Genomic DNA, 19,470 nt, shown 5'->3' on the forward strand with positions numbered 1-19,470 from the left:
GCCATGCCTCTCAAAGCGCGGAGGGAGTGCCGAGTTCGACGGTGACCGGCATGCCCTGGCGCAGGACCTGGGCGGCACCCGGAACGGCAATGCGCAGCCGGTAGACCAGCTCAGTGCGCAACTCGGCGGTCTCGACCGACTTCGGCGTGAACTCGGCCTTGGGCGAGATGAAGCCCACCGTGCCCTGGAAGCGCTTCTGGCTGCCGTCAACGCTGACGACCACGGCGCTGCCGGGTTGGAACTGGGTCAACTGCGTCTGGCTGACATACGCGCGCACATAGACCGGGTCCTGCAGCGACAGCGTGTAGACGGTGGCGCCGGCGGTCACCATGCTGCCGGCCTCGCGCACCCGCGCCGAGATCACGCCGTCAGACGGCGCGAGCAGCCGAGCGTCGGCGAAGGCCGTCTCGGCCTGCGCAAGTTGGGCCTCCGCGGACGCCAGCTTTGCCTCTGCCGCCTGGATGTCCTCGCGGCGCGAGCCTTCGCGCCGAAGGGACAAGACCTGCCGGGCCGCCACCAGTGCCGCGAGGCTCTGGTCACGGGCGCTCTGGGCGGCTTCGACGGCGCGTTCGGTCGTGGCGCCCTGCGCCTGCAGCACCGATTGCCGCTGCCGTTCGCGGTCGGCCTGGGACGCCAGGGCTTCTGCCTGGTAGACGGCCTGCTGCGCCTGCGCGACTTCCTGCCAGCGGCTGCCTTGGCGCAGCTTGGCGAGCTCGGCCAGCGCCTGGGCCCGCTGGGCCTGCGCGGCCTTCAGGCCATCGCGATAGGGCTGGGCGTCGAGTTCGGCGACCTGCTCGCCTTGCCGCACGCTGCGGCCCTCGTCGACGGCCAGTCGCGCAATCCGGCCGCCCTGGCGGAAGGCCAGCTCCACCTCCCGGATGTCCACGTTGCCGTACAGCCGCGTCGGTGCAGTCTCGGCGGGGCGGTGATGCCACCAGGCGTAGCCTGCGGCGGCGGTCAGGACCAGGACAACAGCGACTGGGCGAGCGATTTTCCGGTTCATGAGGAGTCCCTAAGGGTCTGCTTTGGAAAGGGGGATGACTGAAAGCGTGGAGCGATTGCAGTCGCCGCCTGCAACCGGCCGGTTTCAGGTCGGCGTTCCCAGGTTTCCGATGAAACGCAAGGCGCCCAAGGCGCTGTGCCTGTAGGGAGGGCGCGTCCGTTGCAGTTGAAATGTGAGCGCGCGCAAGGTGGAGCCGGAGCCGCAGATACTGGATGCCCGACGTGCCGAGAGCGCCTGGCATGGCCTGGTTGCAACTGAAATTGAAGGCGGCAGGTTGGCAACGGCTTTGCCAAACTGCGCTGCCAGACTGACATTCCCTCTCCATCTCCGCGGTACCGTGTCATTCACCCAAACCCAAGCTCGCTCTCCCACCCGGCCTTTCGGCGAGGGCAAGGTCCGCTTCGTCGACGTCGGGCGCGACACGGCCGAACTGCTCACCCTTTGGCTCTCGCAGGTGGGGCTGGAGGTTCTGGCGCCCGCCAGCGAAGCACCGCCGGACCTGCTGTTCGCCGAGTGCGCCTTCCCGCGTCGCGATGAGCGTCAGTGGTTGGACCGCATCTCCGTGCGCTGGCCGGGTGCGCCCGTGATCCTGCTGTCGCCGACGCTGTTCCCCACCGTGCCGGCGCGAGGTGCCGTCGCCAATGAGCTGGGCGTCGCAGCCGTCCTAGCCACGCCGCTGACCGAGGAGGTGCTGATGCGAACGGTCATGGAGGTCCTTGGCACATGAGCAAGATCGCACGTCGGCTGTTCCAGCCTTCCGTGCGTCGGCTGGCCTGGAGCGGCGGCCTCGTGATCGCCGCGCTGGCCTTGCAAGCTGGCTATGAGATCTGGCAGGGCTATCACGCGGCTCTGCGCAGCACTGAACAGGAGCTCTCGGCCCAGGCGCGAGTCATTGCCGAGCAGACCGCGCGCAGCGTGCAGGCCATCGAGGTGGTGCTGCGCGATCTCGCCGAGCGTGTCCGTGAACAGCCGGCCCTGATGCAGGACGAAGACGTGTTGCCAGCGCTGCTGCGCAAGCGCATGGACGGTCTGGTGCAGTCGGAAGGGCTCGTCCTGGTGGATTCGACAGGCGGCGTCAAGTTGGCCTCGCACATGCCGCCCAGCGTGACGCGCAGCATGAACGTGTCCGCGCAGACACCTTTCTCGCTGCTGCGCGTGCGCCCCGGCAGCGAGTTGCTGATCGATCAGGTGCGACCCATACCCGGCACCGGCCGGTGGGTGTTCCCGATCGGCCTGCGGCTGGAAGACGCCGCAGGAAACTTTCTTGGCGTCGTCGGCGCGCCCGCGCGGGTCGACTACTTCCAGAACTTCTACCGTGACGGCTACGGCGCCCAGGGAACCCGCGTGGCGTTGATCCACCGCAACGGTTGGCTGCTGGCCCGCCAACCCGCCGTGCCGGAGAGCCTGGGCAAGCGGATCGACGTGGTGGACCGGCTGCTGCCACCGGGCTCAAAGGTCGATGCCGCATTCACTCGATTGCCCAGCCCAGTCGACGGGGCAGACCACTTCGCCGCCGTTCGTGCCGTGCCGGGCTACCCGTTGATCGTGGCCGTCTCCAAGGACTACGACGTGGCGATGACGCCCTGGATCGAAGGTGCGAAGGCGACCGCCCTGCGAACGCTGGTGCTGTGCCTGTTCGCCGCAGGCCTCCTGTGGGCGGGGCTTCGGCAACTGGCGCGGGCCCAGCGGGCCCAGCGCGAGTTGCAGGTCTCGCAGCAGCGCTATTCGCTGGCCGCCGCGGGGTCCGACATGGGCCTGTGGGACTGGGACATCCCCAACGGCACGGCCTTTGTCTCGACCCGCGCCCGCGAGCTGCTGGGGCTGCCCCTTCAGCCTGAGCTTCAGTCCATCGGCGAGCTGCGCCGCGCGTTGGCGGTCCACGCCGCAGATCAGCCTCGATTCAGGCAAAGGCTGGCGGACCACCTGCATGGCACCAGCCCCTATTTCGAGCTCGAGTACCGCGTGTGCGGCGAAGGCGAAGGCTATCACTGGGTGCATGTGCGGGCGCTATGCACGCGCAGCGCGGACGGCCGCCCGGCGCGCCTGGCGGGGTCGGTGATCGACGTGGACCAGCGCAAGCGCGCCCAGGAGGCATTGCAACGCAGCGAGGAGCACTACGCGTTGGCGATGGCCGGCTCCCGGGGCGGCCACTGGGTGTGGAACACCGCCTCGGACGAGATGTTCGTGTCGGACAAGTTCAGCGAGCTATTCGGCCTGCCCGCCGACCATCCCGTCAGCACGCGGGAGGCGTTCTTCAGGGCGGCCCGCCTTGCGCCCGAGGATCTCGAGCAAGTGCGCATGCGAAGTGCCGAGCTCATCAGTGGCAGCGTCGAGCGAGCGGACTACGAACTGCGCGTGGTGACGCCGCAGGGCGAGCGGTGGATCCAGATGCGCGCGCAGCGCTTCGAGGATGTCGGTGGCGAAGGTCTTCGCATTGCTGGCGTCACCGTCGACATCACGGAGCGCAAGCGGGCCGAGCTGGCGCGACAGCACCTGGAGGAGCAGCTGCGTCAGGCGCAGAAGATGGAGGCCATCGGCACCTTGGCGGGCGGCATTGCGCACGACTTCAACAACATCCTGGCCGGCATCCTGGGTTACGGGGAGATGGCGCAGAAGGAGGCCCAGCCAGGGAGCGCGCTGCGCCGCCACATCGACGCATCGCTGGCAGCCGCGCTGCGCGCCAAGTCACTGGTCGAGCGCATCCTGGCCTTCAGTCGCAGCGGCATGGGCCAGCGGGTGCCGGTACATGTCGAATCGGTCGTGCAGGAAGCGCTGGATGCGCTGCAGGCGACGCTGCCGGCCGGCGTGCAAGTGCACAGCCGGCTCGCCGCGGGCGACGCCGGCGTTTTGGGAGACCCGACACAGATCCACCAGGTGGTCATGAATCTGTGCCTCAACGCGGCCCAGGCGATGAAATCGGCCGGGACGATCAATGTCGAGCTGGAACTGGTGACGATCGAGGAGGCCTGCGCCGTCAGCACGACGCGCCTGGAGCCCGGCAGGTATCTCAAGCTCTCGGTCGAGGACCGCGGTGCCGGCATGTCGCCCGAGCTGCTGTCGCGCATTTTCGACCCCTTCTTCACCACGAAAGAGGTGGGTGTGGGCACCGGCCTGGGCCTGTCCATGGTGCACGGGATCGTCAGCGATCTGGATGGCGGCATCGATGTGCGCAGTACCTTGGGCGAGGGCAGCTGCTTCACGGTCTACCTCCCGGTGCGGGGCGAGCGCGTGGTGCGCCCAACGCCGCGCGCGGTGGTTGTGGAGCTTGGGAAAGGCGAGTGCGTGATGGTGGTGGACGACGAGGAATCGCTCGTCGGCCTCGCGGAGGAGGCGCTCGCCGAGCTGGGCTACGAGCCGGTCGGCTTCATGTCGCCCGAGTCGGCACTGGAGGCGCTGCGACACAATCCTGGGCGCTTTGATCTGCTGCTCAGCGACGAGGCCATGCCCGGCATGACGGGCACCCAGTTGGTGGAACGGGTGCGGGAGCTTGCACCCGATCTGAAGGTCGTCATGATGAGCGGATTTGTGACGCCCGCGCTGCAGGTGAGGGCGCGAGAGCTGGGTATCGTTCAGGTGCTCAACAAGCCTCTGATGGCGGCCGAACTCGGCGCAGCGCTTGCCCAGGCCCTGCGAGCCCAGGGACCCCATCTTGCCAATATCCCCAGGCGGGACGAGGAGTGATCGGATGTCTGATCCCAAGCCCCTGATTGCAGCTGTCGACGACGATCCTACGCTGCGCGATCTGCTGAGCGAATACCTTGGCGACAACGAGCTGAGAGTGCGCGCATTCGCCACCGGCGCCGAGCTGTTCAGCCTGATCGAAAGGGAAACGGTGGACCTGGTGGTTCTCGACGTGCGACTACCAGGCGAAGACGGCATGCAGATCGCGCGGCGCTTGCGCGAGTACTCGAGCACCATTCCCATCCTGATGTTGACGGGGCGCGCCGAGGAGGCTGATCGCGTGATGGGACTGGAACTTGGGGCCGACGACTATCTCACCAAGCCGTTCTCGACGCGTGAACTCCTGGCGCGCGTCCGTGCCCTGCTTCGCCGAGCGCAGGCCAGCGCCAGCGTGGCCGACCTGATGAACCGGGCGCGTGGATACCGCTTCGGCGGCTGGGAGCTGAACGTCGGACTTCGGCGCCTGAAGGACCCTCAAGGCGGTTCGGTGGAACTGACGAACGGTGAGTTCAGCCTGCTGGTGGCATTTCTCAGTGCACCGCGTCGCACGCTGAACCGGGACCAACTGCTGGATCTCTCACGGCTGCACAACGCCGAGGTCTATGGTCGATCCATCGACGTGCAGATCCTGCGCCTGCGTCGCAAGATCGAGCCGGACCCGAGCCATCCGACTTTCATCCTGACGCAGCGCGGGGAAGGCTATCTGTTCGATGCAGAGGTCGGTGTGATCCGGTGATGCGCTGCGTTTCAATCGCAACCCGAGGCCGGGAGCTCGAAACCTAGGCGCAATCCGCAGCAGGCGAAATGTCACCTGAGCGCCCGCTCGATGGCGCGGTAAAAGGTGACGCGATTGAACAAGCCGAATCAACCGGTGGTCCGCACAGGGGCTAGAGCGCTGGCCGTTTGTGCGGCATTCTCTGCCGCAGTGCTGGGTGGTGGCTGCGCGAGCGGCCCGCTGGCGCCAGACCGCGCGGCTGTGCATGCCGCGACACCATCGTCCGCACTCTGGCCCATCGAGGCCTGGTGGAGCGAACTTGGCGACGCGCGACTGAGCCAGCGAATCGAGCGGGCGCTGCAGCGCAATGCCGACCTGGGCGTGGCAGCCGCGCGCATTCGTGAGGCACACGCGATCCTGCGGGAGGCCGGGGGCGCCCGCCTGCCCTCCGTGCTGCTGGCGAGCGATGCCTCACGTGCGCGCGCCTCGACCGACACGGCGCCTGTGCAGGGCATCGGTGCGATGACGCAGTACAGCGTCGGCCTGGAAATGCGCTACGAGGTCGACCTCTGGGGCAGGGTCGGCGCCGCCAACGAATCGGCCCGTGCGCGGCTCGGCGCGGAGCTGTGGGCGCGCAAGGCGCTCGCGTGGAGCGTGAGCACCCAGGTGGCGGAGTTGCATCTTGGACTGGCCGCGCTGGAGCGTCAGCGGCAGATCGCCGCGTCGGTGGTCGAAGGTCGCCAGCGGGCGCTCGAACTGCGCGGCGTCGAGCTGAATGCCGGTGCGGGTGCCGAGTTCGAGGTCAGACGCGTCGAGGTCGAACTTGCCGCCGCCGAAGCCACGCTCGCCCAGCTTCACCGCCAGCATCTGCAGCTGGGAACGGCGCTCACCCTGCTGGTCGGCGACGGCGAACTCTCGGCCTTCACGCCTGCACTGGAGGGCTCGTCCGCCCTGGCGCCGCGTCTGCCCGCTGGGGAGCTCGGTGAGTTTCTGGCGCGGCGGCCGGATGTGATCCAGGAGGCTCATCTGCTTGCTGCCAGCACCGCCAACGTCAAGGAAAGCCAGGCTGCGCGCCTGCCGTCGCTGCAATTGAGCGGTCGCCTGGGTTCGGATGTGCGTGAACTGGGCCAGCTGTTCAGCGCAACGGGGATGGCCTGGGCGCTCGCCGGCAGCCTCACGCAAAGCCTCTTCGATGGCGGCCGGACAGAGGCCCGTGTTGAGCAGGCAGAAGCGCGCGTGCAGGCGCAGCGCGCTCGTCACGGCCAGGCCGTCTTGAAAGCCATGGCCGAGGCCCGCGAAGCGATGCAGTCGCTCGAGATTCGCCAGCAGAGCCTGGATGCCAGCCGGCGTCGCGTCAAGGCGCTGAACCGAACGCTTGAATTGGCGCACGTGTCTCGTGCAGCAGGCGGACTCAGCCGGCTCGACGAACTGGATGCCGAGCGTCAGCTCTTTCAGGCCCAGCTCGACGAGGTGGAGGCACTGCGCCAGCAGCGCCTTGGCGAGTTGGCCGTCTACAAGGCACTGGCGGCCGGCCCTGGGGCCGATGCCCCCGCACCGGGGGCGGCCGACTTGGCGTCGCTGCCGGGATCAAGTGTCGTTGCGCTGAGCCGGCTTTAAGGCCCGGTCTATCGGCCCTAGCGACACCTCGCATAGCCAATCTGGCGCGAAGCGCTCAACACATTTGCCGGAGGACCTCATGGTCTCAAATCGAAATTACTCGCCGATGCGAGTCACCCAGCAGACGGCTCCACTGCAGATTGCCGAGATTTGCTCGCTGATCGTCGACGCCTATTTCAGATGGGCGACGGCCCGCGCCAACGCGCAGCGCAACAGAAAAGACGTGCAGATCCTGTCGCAGCTTGACTGCCAGCAACTGAGAGATATCGGACTGACCCGCGGCCAGATCGAGTCGTTTGTCGCCGAAAGGTCATTGGAACGCACGTCGCCGGGGTCGGAATCTTGGAGCAGGTCATGAATGCCCTTCAGCGCTTCCTTTCGGTCGCCTGCCTGGCCTGCATCAGCGCCTGCAGCACGGTAATGGTCACCGCTCATGGAAACTTCCTGAGCGACTATTCGGGGCTGACGCCTGACCCCGACGGCGGCTCAACCCGTAGTCGGTCGGCCATCGCCATTGATCCAAGCCAGGTGTCCATCGGTGCGGTCGAGTGGCACATGGCCTCAAGCGGGGACGTCAGCGATGAAGAGCGTGGCCTGCTGCTGCGCCATCTGAACGAGGAACTCGCCACCCAGCTGCGCGAGCTGCCAAGCTCGCCCCTGGGGCGTCCTGCGATCCTGCGCGCCGCCATCACGCGAGTCGAGACGGTGTCGCCGGCGCTCAACGCCGTATCTGCACTGGTATTCATCGTTCCGCTGGATCGCGGCGGCGCCTCGGTGGAGATGGAGGCGATCGACGCGACTACGGGCGAGCAATTGGCGGCGCTGACTCTGGGGCACTTTGCTCCGTTGTCAGAGTTCAAGTCGCGCTTCAGCAAACTCGCTCCTGCTCAGCTCGCGCTGAGCAAAGCGGCGAACGATTTCGGCACGCTGCTGCGGACACCAACCCGCCCGTGAAAGAGGAATGACCATGCGTCGACACATGCACTTGGCCACGCCCTGCACATTTGTGGCGTCTGCGCTCGCGTTCTACCTGCTCCTGGCCATGGCCTAGCTATGGTCGGGCCAGTCGGCGCATGAAGTACTCATGGCCGTCCTCGCCTTCGACGACGAAGCCGAGGTGCTCGTACAAGGATCGCGCTGGGTTTGCCTTGAGGACGCTGAGCGAGAGGGCTGCGCCTGCCACCTCAGCTTCGGCGATCACCTCCCGGAGAATCCCGGCGCCAAGCCCCTGTCGTTGCAGCCTCGGCACCAGCTGCACTTGAATGAGTTCCCACTCCTGCCCTTCGCGCGCCAGCTTCAGCAGGCCAACGGCTTCATTGCCGACGAGCAGCAACTCACTGGACTCAAACCGATACATCACACGCGCCAGGTGCTCGGCCTCGTCGACGGTGATGCCCGATGCAGCCAGGTGTTCATCCATCGTTTGATGTCTCAGCTTCAACAAGAACGGCACGTCCTTGATAGAAGCCGCGCGACGAGTGATTGAGGGCTCGTTCACGACGAACAGTTCGCGGGTAGGTCGCTCGCACGCTGGTCTTTGCGCACACCGCTCAGATGCAGCGTCAACGCAAGCAGCGTCGCCGACAGAAGCAGGGCCGCTGCGGCAACCTCGCTGAGAATCGTGATGTTGGCGCCGAGCGTATGGAATTGCATCGGTGCGACGGCGTAGTGCCCCAGGCCATCAAAGCCGATGGCGGCATAGACGGCCAGCACCGCAAGACCCAGGGACAAGAACGACTTCTTCAGCAGGACGTAGCCGAGAGCGCCCACAGAGGTGATCGCCAGCCACGCCCCATAAACCTTCGCGCTCGTCAGCCACTGTGGCAGCTTCGGGTATTCACAGATGAATTCCGCGTTGTGCGCGAAGTGCCCGAGGCTCGCGGCGAAGTAAAGGATCGAAAGCGCGAGAAGAGGTTTCTGAAGACGACCGAGGGAGGGAAGAATTTGCATGTTTGGACGACCGCTTCTACGCAGCCCTGCGGCATCGCAGCGGCGCGGCTAGTGACCGAAACGGGCGAGTGAAACAGCTTCTGGCCTCGCCGCCAAGTGGTTCAGCGCCCGGCAACTGCATGTATTCGCCCGGGTGATTCGTCAGGTCATAACAGCGATGGCCGGTGGCTGCGTTGCCAGTTTTTGTCAGACCTTGCTGATCTCGTCACTTTTGCGGCCATGAGGATGACGTTTCTTGTCAACTCGGCTTGAGCGCTCGCCGATGGTCATGAGCTATTCAAATGCTTGCATCAAGTTGGCGAATTCGGATCGCGTGATACCCGGTGGCTATTAGCTTGCCCAAGAAAAAGGCAGATCGGCCGATGCCATCGGCATGCCAATTGCGCTGTACCAGGTTCCTTTGCACTGGAGCGTGAGACATGCGATTTCGCAAACAAGAGCCACTAAGCCAACTGGGCTCAGCCCTGCTCAAGGGCATGGCAGCCGCATTTGGTTTGAGTTCGTTGGCGATGGCACAGAGCATCGTGGTGTACAGCAGCGGCAATGTGCCGGTAGGTCAGACCCGCCAGTTCAGTGCGTATGTACCAATCACGCCCGCGACGATCAACTGGAGCGTGAACGGTGTGCCGGGTGGCAACTCGCAGGTCGGGACGATCTCAGCGGGGGGGCTCTACACGGCACCAAAGGCAGTGCCGACGCTGAACGCGATCGAGGTGAAAGCCACCAGCACCGCTAAGCCCGACGTTTCCGGCAAGGCCGTGGCGACGGTCACGCAGACACCTCCCAGGCTTTGGTCGGTGACACCGATGAAAGCATCGGTCGGCGCGGTCACTCTGACGTTGAACGGCGATTCGTTCAGCGAAAACTCCGTGGCCTGGGTCGGCAGCCAGCGCGCAACCGTAGTTCGCGTATCGGCAACGAAGCTCCTGGCCACCGTGACCCTAACCGCTTCAATGTTGGGCAGCGAGCAGGCCGTACAGGTCGAGGCCACCGGAGCTGGCGCGGCCAAGAGCGAGGCCTTGAGCATCCGTGTGGTGGCGGCGGGCAGCCCTGCGCCCGCGCCCACACCAACGCCGAGTCCGTCGCCTGCGCCGGCACCGACGCCTGCTCCCTCTCCTACCCCCGCACCTAGTCCAGTGCCGGCGCCGACCCCAGTGCCATCGCCAGCGCCGACGCCCAGTCAGGCTATCGCCTACGTTCAGATTGCGACTCAGCCAGTTCCTGTCACGACGACGGCAGGAACCACGGCGACCTTCTCGGTCAAAGCGCTGGGTCCGACTCTGGCGTATCAATGGCGGCGCAATGGCACGCCGATTCCCGGCGCAGTCAGCGCGCAGTTGCAAGTGAGCACGACCAGCAGCGATGACCGTGCCCAGTTCGATGTCCTCGTGTCCGATGGCATCACGCGTGTACTGAGCAACACCGCCGAGCTGCGGGTCAACGCAGCATCGAACAGCACCCCCGTCAGCGGCCATCCGCGCCTGTGGCTACGCCAGGACGATCTGGCCCGGCTGCGCAGCTGGGCGACGGCGTCCAACCCCATGTTCGGCACGGCGAACTCCGGCGGCCTGATGCAACTGGCCACTACTGCCGCGAACCGTGTCGAGAACGGGACGGTGCCCGGGCAGGACAACGGTGGGTCGACCTACACACCTTATGCCACGGAGTCCTATGCGGCACTGCTGGCGTTCATGAGTCTGGTGGATACCGACCCCACCCGCAATGCGCGCTGGGTGCAGACTGCCCGGCGCGCGCTCTTCTCCGTCATCGACGAAGCCGACAAGGGTGTCGGCAGCGGCAAGTTCCGCAGCGACAGCTTCGCATCCTCGGACCGCGGCCGTTGGAGCGGTGAGTCCTTCCCACTGGCAGTGGATTGGATTTACCCAACGCTAAGCGCTGCCGAGAAGCAGAAGGTCCGTCGCGTCTTCCTGCGCTGGTGTGCCGAGGACCGCGACGGCTACCCGTCTGCCACCTACTTTCACACCAACCCTGGCAGCCTGCCGGCGGGCGCCGCGCGCCGCAACAGTCCGGCCCTTCTGGACCTGGGTGACCCGCGCCGCCAGGCACTGCGCTATTCGATGAACAACTACTTCATGGCCCACGGTCGGAACATGTTCATGATGGCCAATGTCATCGATGCGGCCGACGACCGCGCCGACCCGGCTGTTGCAGGCGACAGTAACGGTGCTCTGCGCGACTACATGCATGAGGCCACGGGCACTTACCTCTACATGAGCGACGCGGCCTACCGTGGCGATGGCTCGGGCGGCATCAGCCCCGAGGGCATGGAGTACGGCGAGTCCATTGGCTTCTATTACGGGCTGATGCTGGCCATCCATACCTCGGGCATGGACAACACCCAACTCTACGGCGAGAAGGTGCAATTGCGCAACCATCCGCTGTTCAGCCGCGTGCTGCCCAGCTTCTTTCACAGCCTGACGACGCAAAAGGTCAAGACGCCTTACGGTGAAGCCTATCAGCCCTCGTGGTTTGGCGACGCCGAGCAGCTCTATCTTCAGGACCCGATGCGCGTGATGGGCCCGCTGGCGCTGGCGGCACGCTATCTCGGCAACAGCGCGGAGCTGAACGCTGCGAAGTGGCTGCAGTACACCGCGCCACCCAACCACCCGTCGCGCCTGGTTGCCAGCGCCAACAACGACGACAACATCGTTCGCTCGATCTTCTACTTCCTCACCTTCGATCCTACTCAGGCCGTGCCCTCCGATCCGCGTTCCAACCTCCCTCTGGCTCAACTGAACAGTGGGGTTGGGCGCTTCCAAGGTCGCACCAGCTGGAACGATGCGGCCGAAGTTCGCATGCTGGACTTCAAGCTCGGCTACAACACCATCGACCACCAGCATGGCGATGGCAATGGCTTTGACTTCTGGCGAAAGGGTGAGTGGATCACCAAGGAGTTGTCGGCCTACGGATCGGGCGCTGCGCTGTCGGAGTTCAAGAACACGCTGGTGATCCAGAACAATCCTGCGGCTGCAGTGGGCAGTTACCACGCGCCCTTTCTGGCCCGTGGCAGCCAGTTCATCCTCGGCATGCACGATGGCGACCCGCGCATCCTCAGCGCGGGCTCGGGGGATGGCTTCATGGCCGTCAACGGCGATGCGACCAATCTCTACAACGCTCGCAGTGGCAATGCCAAGGAGGTGACGCACGCCAGCCGCAGCATGCTCTGGATTCAGCCCGATGCCCTTGTCGTGTTCGACCGTGCCCGCACCAGCACCGACAACCGCTTCAAGCGCTTCATGATGATGCTGCCCAGCGGCAATGCGGCGCCGCAGGTGATGGGCGACCGGGTCTACGCCAACACGCCGGGTGGGCAGCGACTGGAGGTTCGCACGCTGCTGCCGCAGAGCCAGACGACGCGCGTGGCCGTCGAGGGCCCGGTACTGCCCCTATCTGACCAGATGTGGAAGGCCAGCCTCGACCCGATGTCGGCCGACAAGACCAGTTGGACAGGCGGCTACCGCCTGCGGGTGGAGGACACCGTCAACCCGCGCAACCAACTCTTCCTGCATGTTCTGCAGGCCTTTGACGCCAACGCCACAGCCGCACCGACGGTGCGCTTGCAAAGCCATGCCGGCACCGACCTAACAGGAGTGGTGGTCGGCACGACGGCCGTGCTCTTCACGACCGACCTTGGCGTGCCGCCCGTCGCCGGTACGGCCGTGCGGCTGCCCAGCGGCGTGCAGCGCGTGATGGTGTCGGGGCTGAACCCGGGCACGAGTTGGACCGTCACGCTGAGCCCGAGCGCCAATGAGACCGTGTTCAGCCTGGCACCCAACGGCGGCCTCAGCGTTGGCAGCCATGGCGTGTTGGCCGTGCAGCTGGGCCAGACCGCCTCGGCGAGCGCCGCTCGTGCCAAAGTGAACTAGGCCTCGACCATAAAGAGGTCCAGCAGGTGGCTGCGGACCTCTTCGACAAGGCCTTCAAACCCGGCGCCGCGTTGCATTAGCGCGAAGGCATGAAGGGCACCGGGGCTTGGCAAGTGGGTCAGGTCAGGCGGCGCGACCAGTCGCTCGTCGAGCATGGCGCTGGGCAGCAGCCCGATGCCGTGTCCGCCAACGATGCCAGCCTGCAAGGCCGTGGCACTGTTGGCCACGTAGCGCAGCTCCCATGGTTGTTTCGCCTGGTCCAGCGCCTTGACTGCAGCATTGCGAAGCGGGTGCGACCCCATGGGGGCTACCAGTGGGATCACGGCGTGCGGTGCGATTCTGAAGCGTGGCGAAGCCACCCACGAAAGCGGCACCCGGCACAGATCGACGGCACCGGCAACGCTGCCTGTCGCCACGCCGATCACCACATCCAGCTGGCCGCCCGAAAACGCCCGCAGAAGCTCCTCGGTGCTGGCCTGGGTCACGCTCATCGAGCCGGCAGCCAGGCTGGCCTTGCCAAAATGGGCCAGCACGCCGACCTCCCGCGACAGCACATGCTCGTCGAGCCCCAGCCGCAAGCTCGGGCCCAGCCCGAGCGCCGATCGGAAGTCGCGGAAGATCCTGTCATTGCGGTTGATGGTTTCGACCGCGTACTCGTGCAGGATCCGTCCCTGCTCGGTCAGCTTGACCCCGCGTGCGGAGCGCCGCAGCAGTTGCTGACCGAGCATCTCTTCCAGGCGCTTGAGCTGCTGGCTCACCGCCGACTGGGAGCGCCCGGTCACAGATGCGACCAAGGTGAAGCTGCGCAATTCGACCAGCGACGCGAACGTGCGCAGCATCTCGATCTCGATGTTGACGTTTTCGCTCATGCGCTTGCGGGCTGCGGCCGTTCCCGGGCGCGAGGTTTGCGGCCGCAACCTGGACGACAGGGCTCCTGCAAATTCACTTGGCGAGCAAGGTGGGTTTGACGCGGTGCTTGGTGGCCTGCTCGTAGTCATAGGCCAGCGCCAGCAGACTCGCCTCGTCCCACGCGCGCCCGACAAACAGCAGGCTGAACGGTGCCTTGTTCGCATACTGCCCAGCCGGCACGGTGACGCCGGGCAGGCCGGCGACGTCCAGTGCCGAGATTGAGGTCTCCGCGATCACCTTGTCGCTGAAAAGCGCAGGCAGTGATTCCAAGGCTTGTGGAACGACCATGGCGTCCAGTTGCTGGGCGGCCATTACGCCGTTGAAGACCTGCAGATACCGGGCGCGCAGCGCGAAGAAGGGCTCCAGCGGCGGTGCCTGGTCGGGTTGCGCCAGGGAAGCCTTCAGCGTCGGTAGCGCGTCGACGTACCAAGATAGGGTTCCGCCCGCATCGAAGGGCGAGGCATGGACCTGGTTCTTCAGCGCTGCCAGTGAGGGCACACCGAGCCCCTTGAGGTAGTTGTTGAGGTCATACGCTGCTGATTCGGTGCCCCGGTAGTCGTAGGGTTCACCAGCCAGCGCCAGTTCGGCAAAGCCGCTGCGTTCGAACGGGTCGGTGACGACGGTGGCGCCGCGTGCCATGAGCTCCTGGATCGCTTTGCGGTACAGGGCTTCGGTTTCAGGCGACAGGTTGGCCGTGTTCCATCCCGGCCCGTACAGTCCGATGCGTTTGCCCTTCAGCGCTTGGACGTTCAGCAAGCTTGTGTAGCCCTGAGCCGGAATATGGCTATCCGAAGCACTGGTCTTGGGATCACGGGCCGAGTAACCGGCCAGCGCGTCAAGGACCAGCGCGGCGTCGCGCACGCTCTGCGCAATCGGGCCCACCACGTCGCGCGTGCTGCCGGCCAGAGGCACGACGCCCGCAGTCGGTACAAGTGCGAAGGTTGGCTTGATGCCCACCAGACTCTGTGCCGCTGACGGATTCTGGATCGAGCCTCCCGTCTCCTCGGCCAGGCCGGCGGTGGCAAAACCTGCAGCTACCGCCGTGGCAGTGCCGCTGCTGCTGGCTCCGGGTGCAAGGTTGCGGTCGATGGCGTTGTAGGTCGGGCCCGCCCAGCTCGTGTTGGCGCGCGTGCCGTCGTCGCTGAAGGCAGGAATGTTGGTCTTGCCGATGATGATCGCTCCAGCATCGACGAGCCGTTGCACCACCACCGCGTGGTCGATCGGGAAGAAGTCCATGCCGCCCTTGCGCTTGCTCATCGCAGCCCACCCGGCGGTGGAGGGCATGCCTCGCACGTCCATAGACTCCTTGACCACCACGGGCACGCCCGCCAACGGGCCGAGGACTTCGCCACGAGCGCGCCGCTGATCGATAGCTCGTGCCTGCACGAGAGCGTCACTGGACAGCGTCGTGAAGGCGTTGTACGAAGGGTCATACGCCTCGATGCGACGCAAATAGGCGCGAGTCACTTCCTCTGACGTGAATCGCCCGGTGATGTAGCCGGCCCTGATCTCGTCGATGGAAAGCGCGGCGACGTCGATATCACTGGAGGCAGGGCTGCTGCACTTGGGGTCGCCATTGCACAGGTCGACATTGGGAATGCCGGGACTGCCGCCACAAGCTGCGAGGCCCATGGAAATGATGGCGCCTAGAAGTGACTTCTTGAACATGGGAAACCTCCGCGGCGTGAGCGGCCGCAATTGAAGATGGGATGACACCGGCGCCGAGGCTCGAAGGGTCCTAGTCTTGCCGTCGGTACTTCCGGGCATCTGCGGTACAGCCGCAGTGACGCCACTATGGTTTCGGCTGGTGATATGCGCGTTGCGCGCAATGGCCGCGAGATTTCAGATGAAACGCACGCGATGGGTCAGGATGACGTTGTGCCTCTATCCGATTCCACCCTCAGCACGGTCAGTTTGGTGCTTCGCGTTTCAACGGCAACAAGCAGCCGATGGTTCGAAACACTGGATCGGTACGCACAAGGCGAAATCTCACCTGAGCGCCGCATTCATGGCGCTGAAAAAGGTGATGCGATTGAACAAGACGAATCGAGATTCAGCCAGTCATCGCAACGCATTCCGAGCGCTGATGCTCGGGGCTTCGCTGCTGGCAATGGGGCGCTCCTTAGAGCTCACCAAAAGTGCAAAGACCGCGCCATGTAACCGTCTCGACGGACCTGAAGCTGAGCGGCAGCTCCCGGCGGGTGGTCGGGAGAGCGATGTGAACACGGGGAAGCAGTCATGAATGCCGAGCGGACGCCACTTCGCACCCGCCCGGTGTGTGTGCACTGCCAGATGCTCGCGTTTGCAACCACTCTGGCGGCTGCCTTTGGCAGCGCGACGGTGCTGACGCTGGCTCCGTCACCCGCAATTGAGGGAACACCAATGTTGATGGCCAGCTGCCCGCCTCGCAGCTGGTTTAAGGCGGCCGGTGAACCAGATTTTCACGCGGCCCTCGGCCTGATCGCTCGACCCATCCGACCCGGAACTGGCCTAAATGACGAACTGGACGTGATCTGACGCCAGGGACGTAGTGCTCATATCGAGACCGCTTCATACGGAGCACCGTGAGCCCAGCCTTCGACCGCTAGTGACGACAGCCGCTGCACAACCGCCTCTTTCTGGCGCGCCGTCGGCTGAGGCTGATCTGAGTCGTTCCCGGTCCGGTGCCGGTGCGTCTTTGCGGTGTGCCAGGAGAGCGGCGCACTGCCTTGACACACGGCCGGACGGCGCTGGTGCCGCGGCGATGCAAGCCAATTGCTCAGAAGCGATAGCGGACGCCCGCGCTGAAAAGATTCGCGCGCACCTTGTTCGACAACTGCCCAAAGTGGTCGAAGTCCGCCGTCAGTGCGATCGCATCCGTCAGCTGGTATTCGGCACCGATTCCCCACATGAAGGAGCGCTTGGAGCCTGTCATGTCGGCTGAGGCCGGCAACAGGTTGGCACTGCTGGACTTGCCGAAGGAGACGCCGGCCTTGCCCGTCAGCGCGAAGTCGGTCGAGAGCGGCAGGCGGCTTGTGGCGGCCACGTAGAGGCTGCGCGCCGTCACGCGCTGCGACACTGCCTGGTTGCCCACGGTCAACGTCTCGATGGCTGAGCCAAGCCGGACATAGCCGGCCTCGACGCCGACCAGGTCACTGAACCGGTAGCCACCATAGACTTTGCTCGCCTGAGCGGATTCGTCGCTCGCAATCTTGGGCAGGCCCAGATTCCTTGCGGAGAACGAGGTTCGGCCGATGGCACCGCCCACATAGGGGCCGGTGGCCTGCGCGGCATCCACGTTGGCAGCCCAGGCGGAGGAGATGGCGAGCATGCTGAGCAGGGGCGCGGCGAATTGGAGGCGGTTCATGGTGGTTTCCTGTGAGTTGTCGAAGCGGATGAAGGTGGGCCGGCTGGCCGTGCTTCGCATTCGGTGCCGACGGCCGAGCTGTGTTTCGGCGCCAATGCAGTGTCGAAATCGCAGATGAACCGAAGCCAAAGCCTTCCTGAAGACTTGATGAACGGGCACCATCCGCCCGGCGGTTCAGGCTTTCTTCATGTGGCGCCGGTCAAATTCCTGACATGAACATCCTGTTGGTAGAAGACGATCTTGAGCTGGGCAACGGCGTGCGTATCGCGCTGGAAGACCAGGGGCTGTCAGTGCTCTGGGTCAGGCGCCTGGGCGACGCGCTGCAGGCGCTCGACAGCCGGCCGTTCGACTTGGTGCTGCTAGACCTTGGCCTGCCCGATGGCGACGGTCTGACGCTGCTGGCGCGTCTGCGCCGCGATGCAGAAACGACGCCGGTGCTGATCCTCACCGCCCGCGATGCATTGGCCGACAGGCTCGCCGGGCTGGACCGCGGGGCGGACGACTACCTCGTCAAGCCCTTCGCGCTGGCCGAGCTGGTGTCGCGCGTGCGTGCGCTGGCGCGCCGCAGCTACGGCATGGCTGGTGAGACGCTGGAGATCCGCAAGCTGGTACTGCACGTCGCGACCATGCGGGTCACCGTCGACGGCAAGGCCGTGGAGCTGTCGCGCAGCGAGTTCGACCTGTTGAGCCTGTTGACCAAGCGCGCCGACCGCGTACTGACGCGACGGATGCTCGAAGAGCAAGTGCTTCCTGGCGGTCTGAACAACGAGAGCAATGTGCTAGATGTGCACATTTCCAACCTGCGTCGCAAGATCGGGCCGGGCTACATCCGCACGGTGCGTGGAGTCGGCTATGTCATTGACCGCAGCGACCCCGCAGGGGTTCCGAGCTGATGCTGTCCCGCCTTCGCGTGATGCTGTTCTCGTCCCTGGTGGGCCGGCTGGTGCTGGCGCAGATGGCGCTGGTGTTGCTGTTGTGGGGCGCGGCCTTTGCCTATTTGATCCACGATACGGCGCGCTATGACGAGATCCTTGAACCCGCGCTGGCCAGCCCCCGTGCGGACATGATCCTGGCTGTGGTCGACGCGCTCGCCGACCAGCCCGACAAGCTGGCCGAGGCGCTGCTGCGCATCGACGTCTTCCAGCGCCGGGAGAACAACGAGGAAGACGACCCAGCCCTGCGCCAGACCATGGTCGTGTGGAAGGGCGAGCGGCTGGTCTACGCCTCGCCGGGGGAGCCGGGAGCACTGCGCACGCACAAGCTGCGCCAGCTGGAGCGGCTGGATATTGATGGCACGCCCTGGCGCACCTACAGCCAGGCCTCGAAGGTGTCGGATGCGCGCGTGACGCTGATCCGCTCCGGGCACACGGTGAAGATCATCTTCGCACTCGGCTCGCGCGGCATCCTGATCCTGCCACTGCTGATCAGCCTGCCATTCCTGGTGCTACCGGCGTGGCTGTCGGTGCGCCTCGCACTGCGGCCGTGGCAGCGTTTCTCCGCGGAGATCGCGGGCCGCGGCCCGGACGACCTAGCACCCCTGCAGTTCGGTAGCGGCTACCGCGAACTGCGCCCGCTGTCTGGCGCGGTGAACCAGCTGCTGGCGCGCGTCGCTGCAAGCATGGAGCGAGAGCGCAGCTTCATTGCCGACGCGGCGCATGAACTGCGCACCCCGTTGGCGGCCATGCGCATCAATGTCGAGGCGCTGCGCAGTCATCGTGACAACCCGCGCGACCAGGAGTTGCTCGATGGCCTCGTGCGCAGCAGCGCGCGCGCGAGCCGTCTCGTGGCCCAACTACTGGGTTTGATGCGCAGTGATGCCGCCCGCCTGCACGGCGCCCGTGTCCGCCTCAGCCTGGCCGAGCTGGTGCAAGAGCGGCTGGCCGCGCTGAGCGGCCTGGCGCGGGCCGGCCGCATTGAGCTCGAACTTCGCGCCCACACCGAAGCCATGATCGACGGCGAGCGAGGAGGCTTGACGTCGCTGATCGACAACCTCGTCGAGAACGCAATCAAATACTCCCCTGCGGGTTCTAGCGTGGAGCTGGGCCTCATCGAGCAGGCCGCGGACGTGCTGCTGTGGATCGAGGACGGTGGCCCCGGCATCCCCGAGGCGCTCCACGCGCGGGTCTTCGATCGCTTCTTCCGCGTGCCCGACCAGCCTCAGCCGGGCAGTGGTCTGGGCCTGGCAATTGTCAAGGCCGTGGCGGAACGCCATGGCGTCGCGCTGCGTCTGTCCCGGGGTGCCGATGGCCAGGGGCTGCGCGTGGAGCTCCGGTTTTCGGCGTCGGCCTGAGTTCGGGCGCGAATGAGCGTGTAGAGCAATTCGAGCGCTCCAGCGTCGGACTCAAGCGCTGAGCCGAGATCA

At 65.6% G+C, this 19,470-nt stretch carries 17 protein-coding genes; 10 read left to right on the forward strand and 7 right to left on the reverse strand.

The features are described from left to right. Positions 1-10: 10 nt before the first annotated feature. Positions 11-1,003: a secretion protein HlyD gene (gene hlyD, locus ASC95_RS19980; RefSeq protein WP_057299441.1), complete on the reverse strand. Its 993-nt coding sequence runs from the start codon at positions 1,001-1,003 to the stop codon at positions 11-13. Positions 1,004-1,340: 337 nt separating this feature from the next. Between hlyD and ASC95_RS19985 the strand changes: the two genes are divergently transcribed. The 6 genes from ASC95_RS19985 (at position 1,341) to ASC95_RS20010 (ending at position 7,970) form a co-directional block, all read left to right on the forward strand. Beyond that, positions 1,341-1,730 (forward strand): hypothetical protein, encoded by a 390-nt coding sequence (locus ASC95_RS19985; RefSeq protein ID WP_057299442.1) that lies wholly within the window; start codon positions 1,341-1,343, stop codon positions 1,728-1,730. Further along, the gene (locus tag ASC95_RS19990) at positions 1,727-4,684 is read left to right on the forward strand and encodes an ATP-binding protein (protein WP_057299443.1); all 2,958 of its coding nucleotides are present in this window, start codon (positions 1,727-1,729) and stop codon (positions 4,682-4,684) included. Before ASC95_RS19985 ends, ASC95_RS19990 begins: the two co-directional genes overlap by 4 nt. Positions 4,685-4,688: 4 nt before the next feature. Then, a complete protein-coding gene (locus ASC95_RS19995) occupies positions 4,689-5,420 on the forward strand; it encodes a response regulator (protein ID WP_057299444.1) in 732 nt (243 codons plus the stop codon). A gap of 189 nt (positions 5,421-5,609) precedes the next feature. Beyond that, on the forward strand, positions 5,610-7,016 hold the full coding sequence (locus tag ASC95_RS20000) for an efflux transporter outer membrane subunit (protein WP_057299445.1): 1,407 nt from the start codon (positions 5,610-5,612) through the stop codon (positions 7,014-7,016). A gap of 79 nt (positions 7,017-7,095) precedes the next feature. Continuing rightward, positions 7,096-7,374 (forward strand): DUF1127 domain-containing protein, encoded by a 279-nt coding sequence (locus ASC95_RS20005; protein ID WP_157256412.1) that lies wholly within the window; start codon positions 7,096-7,098, stop codon positions 7,372-7,374. After that, positions 7,371-7,970, forward strand: a complete 600-nt coding sequence (locus ASC95_RS20010; RefSeq protein WP_057299447.1) for a DUF3313 domain-containing protein — start codon at positions 7,371-7,373, stop codon at positions 7,968-7,970. The genes ASC95_RS20005 and ASC95_RS20010 overlap by 4 nt, the downstream gene beginning before the upstream one ends. Before the next feature lie 97 nt (positions 7,971-8,067). On the opposite strand, the gene ASC95_RS20015 is transcribed toward ASC95_RS20010, so the two are convergent. The 3 genes from ASC95_RS20015 to ASC95_RS20025 all read right to left on the reverse strand — a co-directional run bounded on the left by ASC95_RS20015 (position 8,068) and on the right by ASC95_RS20025 (position 9,993). Beyond that, positions 8,068-8,436 (reverse strand): N-acetyltransferase, encoded by a 369-nt coding sequence (locus ASC95_RS20015; RefSeq protein WP_082567968.1) that lies wholly within the window; start codon positions 8,434-8,436, stop codon positions 8,068-8,070. A gap of 74 nt (positions 8,437-8,510) precedes the next feature. After that, positions 8,511-8,966, reverse strand: coding sequence for a hypothetical protein (locus tag ASC95_RS20020; RefSeq protein WP_057299448.1), 456 nt, complete (start codon positions 8,964-8,966; stop codon positions 8,511-8,513). Positions 8,967-9,636: 670 nt separating this feature from the next. After that, entirely contained in the window at positions 9,637-9,993 is a 357-nt protein-coding gene (locus ASC95_RS20025; RefSeq protein WP_157256413.1) for a hypothetical protein, read from the reverse strand. Positions 9,994-10,309: 316 nt separating this feature from the next. On the opposite strand from ASC95_RS20025, the gene ASC95_RS20030 reads away from it, so the two are divergent. Continuing rightward, positions 10,310-12,853, forward strand: coding sequence for a hypothetical protein (locus tag ASC95_RS20030; protein ID WP_157256414.1), 2,544 nt, complete (start codon positions 10,310-10,312; stop codon positions 12,851-12,853). Here the strand turns inward: ASC95_RS20030 and ASC95_RS20035 are convergent. Both ASC95_RS20035 and ASC95_RS20040 read right to left on the reverse strand, forming a co-directional pair. Further along, the gene (locus tag ASC95_RS20035) at positions 12,850-13,722 is read right to left on the reverse strand and encodes a LysR family transcriptional regulator (protein ID WP_057299451.1); all 873 of its coding nucleotides are present in this window, start codon (positions 13,720-13,722) and stop codon (positions 12,850-12,852) included. The two genes, ASC95_RS20030 and ASC95_RS20035, sit on opposite strands and share 4 nt — an antisense overlap. 73 nt (positions 13,723-13,795) lie before the next feature. Continuing rightward, positions 13,796-15,430: an amidase gene (locus ASC95_RS20040; protein ID WP_235537983.1), complete on the reverse strand. Its 1,635-nt coding sequence runs from the start codon at positions 15,428-15,430 to the stop codon at positions 13,796-13,798. A 178-nt stretch (positions 15,431-15,608) separates the two neighbouring features. Here ASC95_RS20040 and ASC95_RS30845 point away from each other — a divergent pair, with 178 nt between their 5' ends. Next, on the forward strand, positions 15,609-16,004 hold the full coding sequence (locus ASC95_RS30845; protein ID WP_157256415.1) for a hypothetical protein: 396 nt from the start codon (positions 15,609-15,611) through the stop codon (positions 16,002-16,004). Positions 16,005-16,520: 516 nt separating this feature from the next. Here the strand turns inward: ASC95_RS30845 and ASC95_RS20045 are convergent. Further along, positions 16,521-17,270: a porin family protein gene (locus tag ASC95_RS20045; RefSeq protein ID WP_082567954.1), complete on the reverse strand. Its 750-nt coding sequence runs from the start codon at positions 17,268-17,270 to the stop codon at positions 16,521-16,523. A gap of 50 nt (positions 17,271-17,320) precedes the next feature. On the opposite strand from ASC95_RS20045, the gene ASC95_RS20050 reads away from it, so the two are divergent. Together ASC95_RS20050 and ASC95_RS20055 are read left to right on the forward strand one after the other, a co-directional pair. Beyond that, positions 17,321-18,001, forward strand: a complete 681-nt coding sequence (locus ASC95_RS20050) for a response regulator (protein ID WP_057299453.1) — start codon at positions 17,321-17,323, stop codon at positions 17,999-18,001. Continuing rightward, positions 18,001-19,398, forward strand: a complete 1,398-nt coding sequence (locus ASC95_RS20055) for an ATP-binding protein (protein WP_057299454.1) — start codon at positions 18,001-18,003, stop codon at positions 19,396-19,398. The genes ASC95_RS20050 and ASC95_RS20055 overlap by 1 nt, the downstream gene beginning before the upstream one ends. The last annotated feature ends 72 nt before the right edge of the window (positions 19,399-19,470 follow it).

This window comes from Pelomonas sp. Root1217, from assembly GCF_001425705.1.
Taxonomy (GTDB): Bacteria; Pseudomonadota; Gammaproteobacteria; order Burkholderiales; family Burkholderiaceae_C; genus Pelomonas.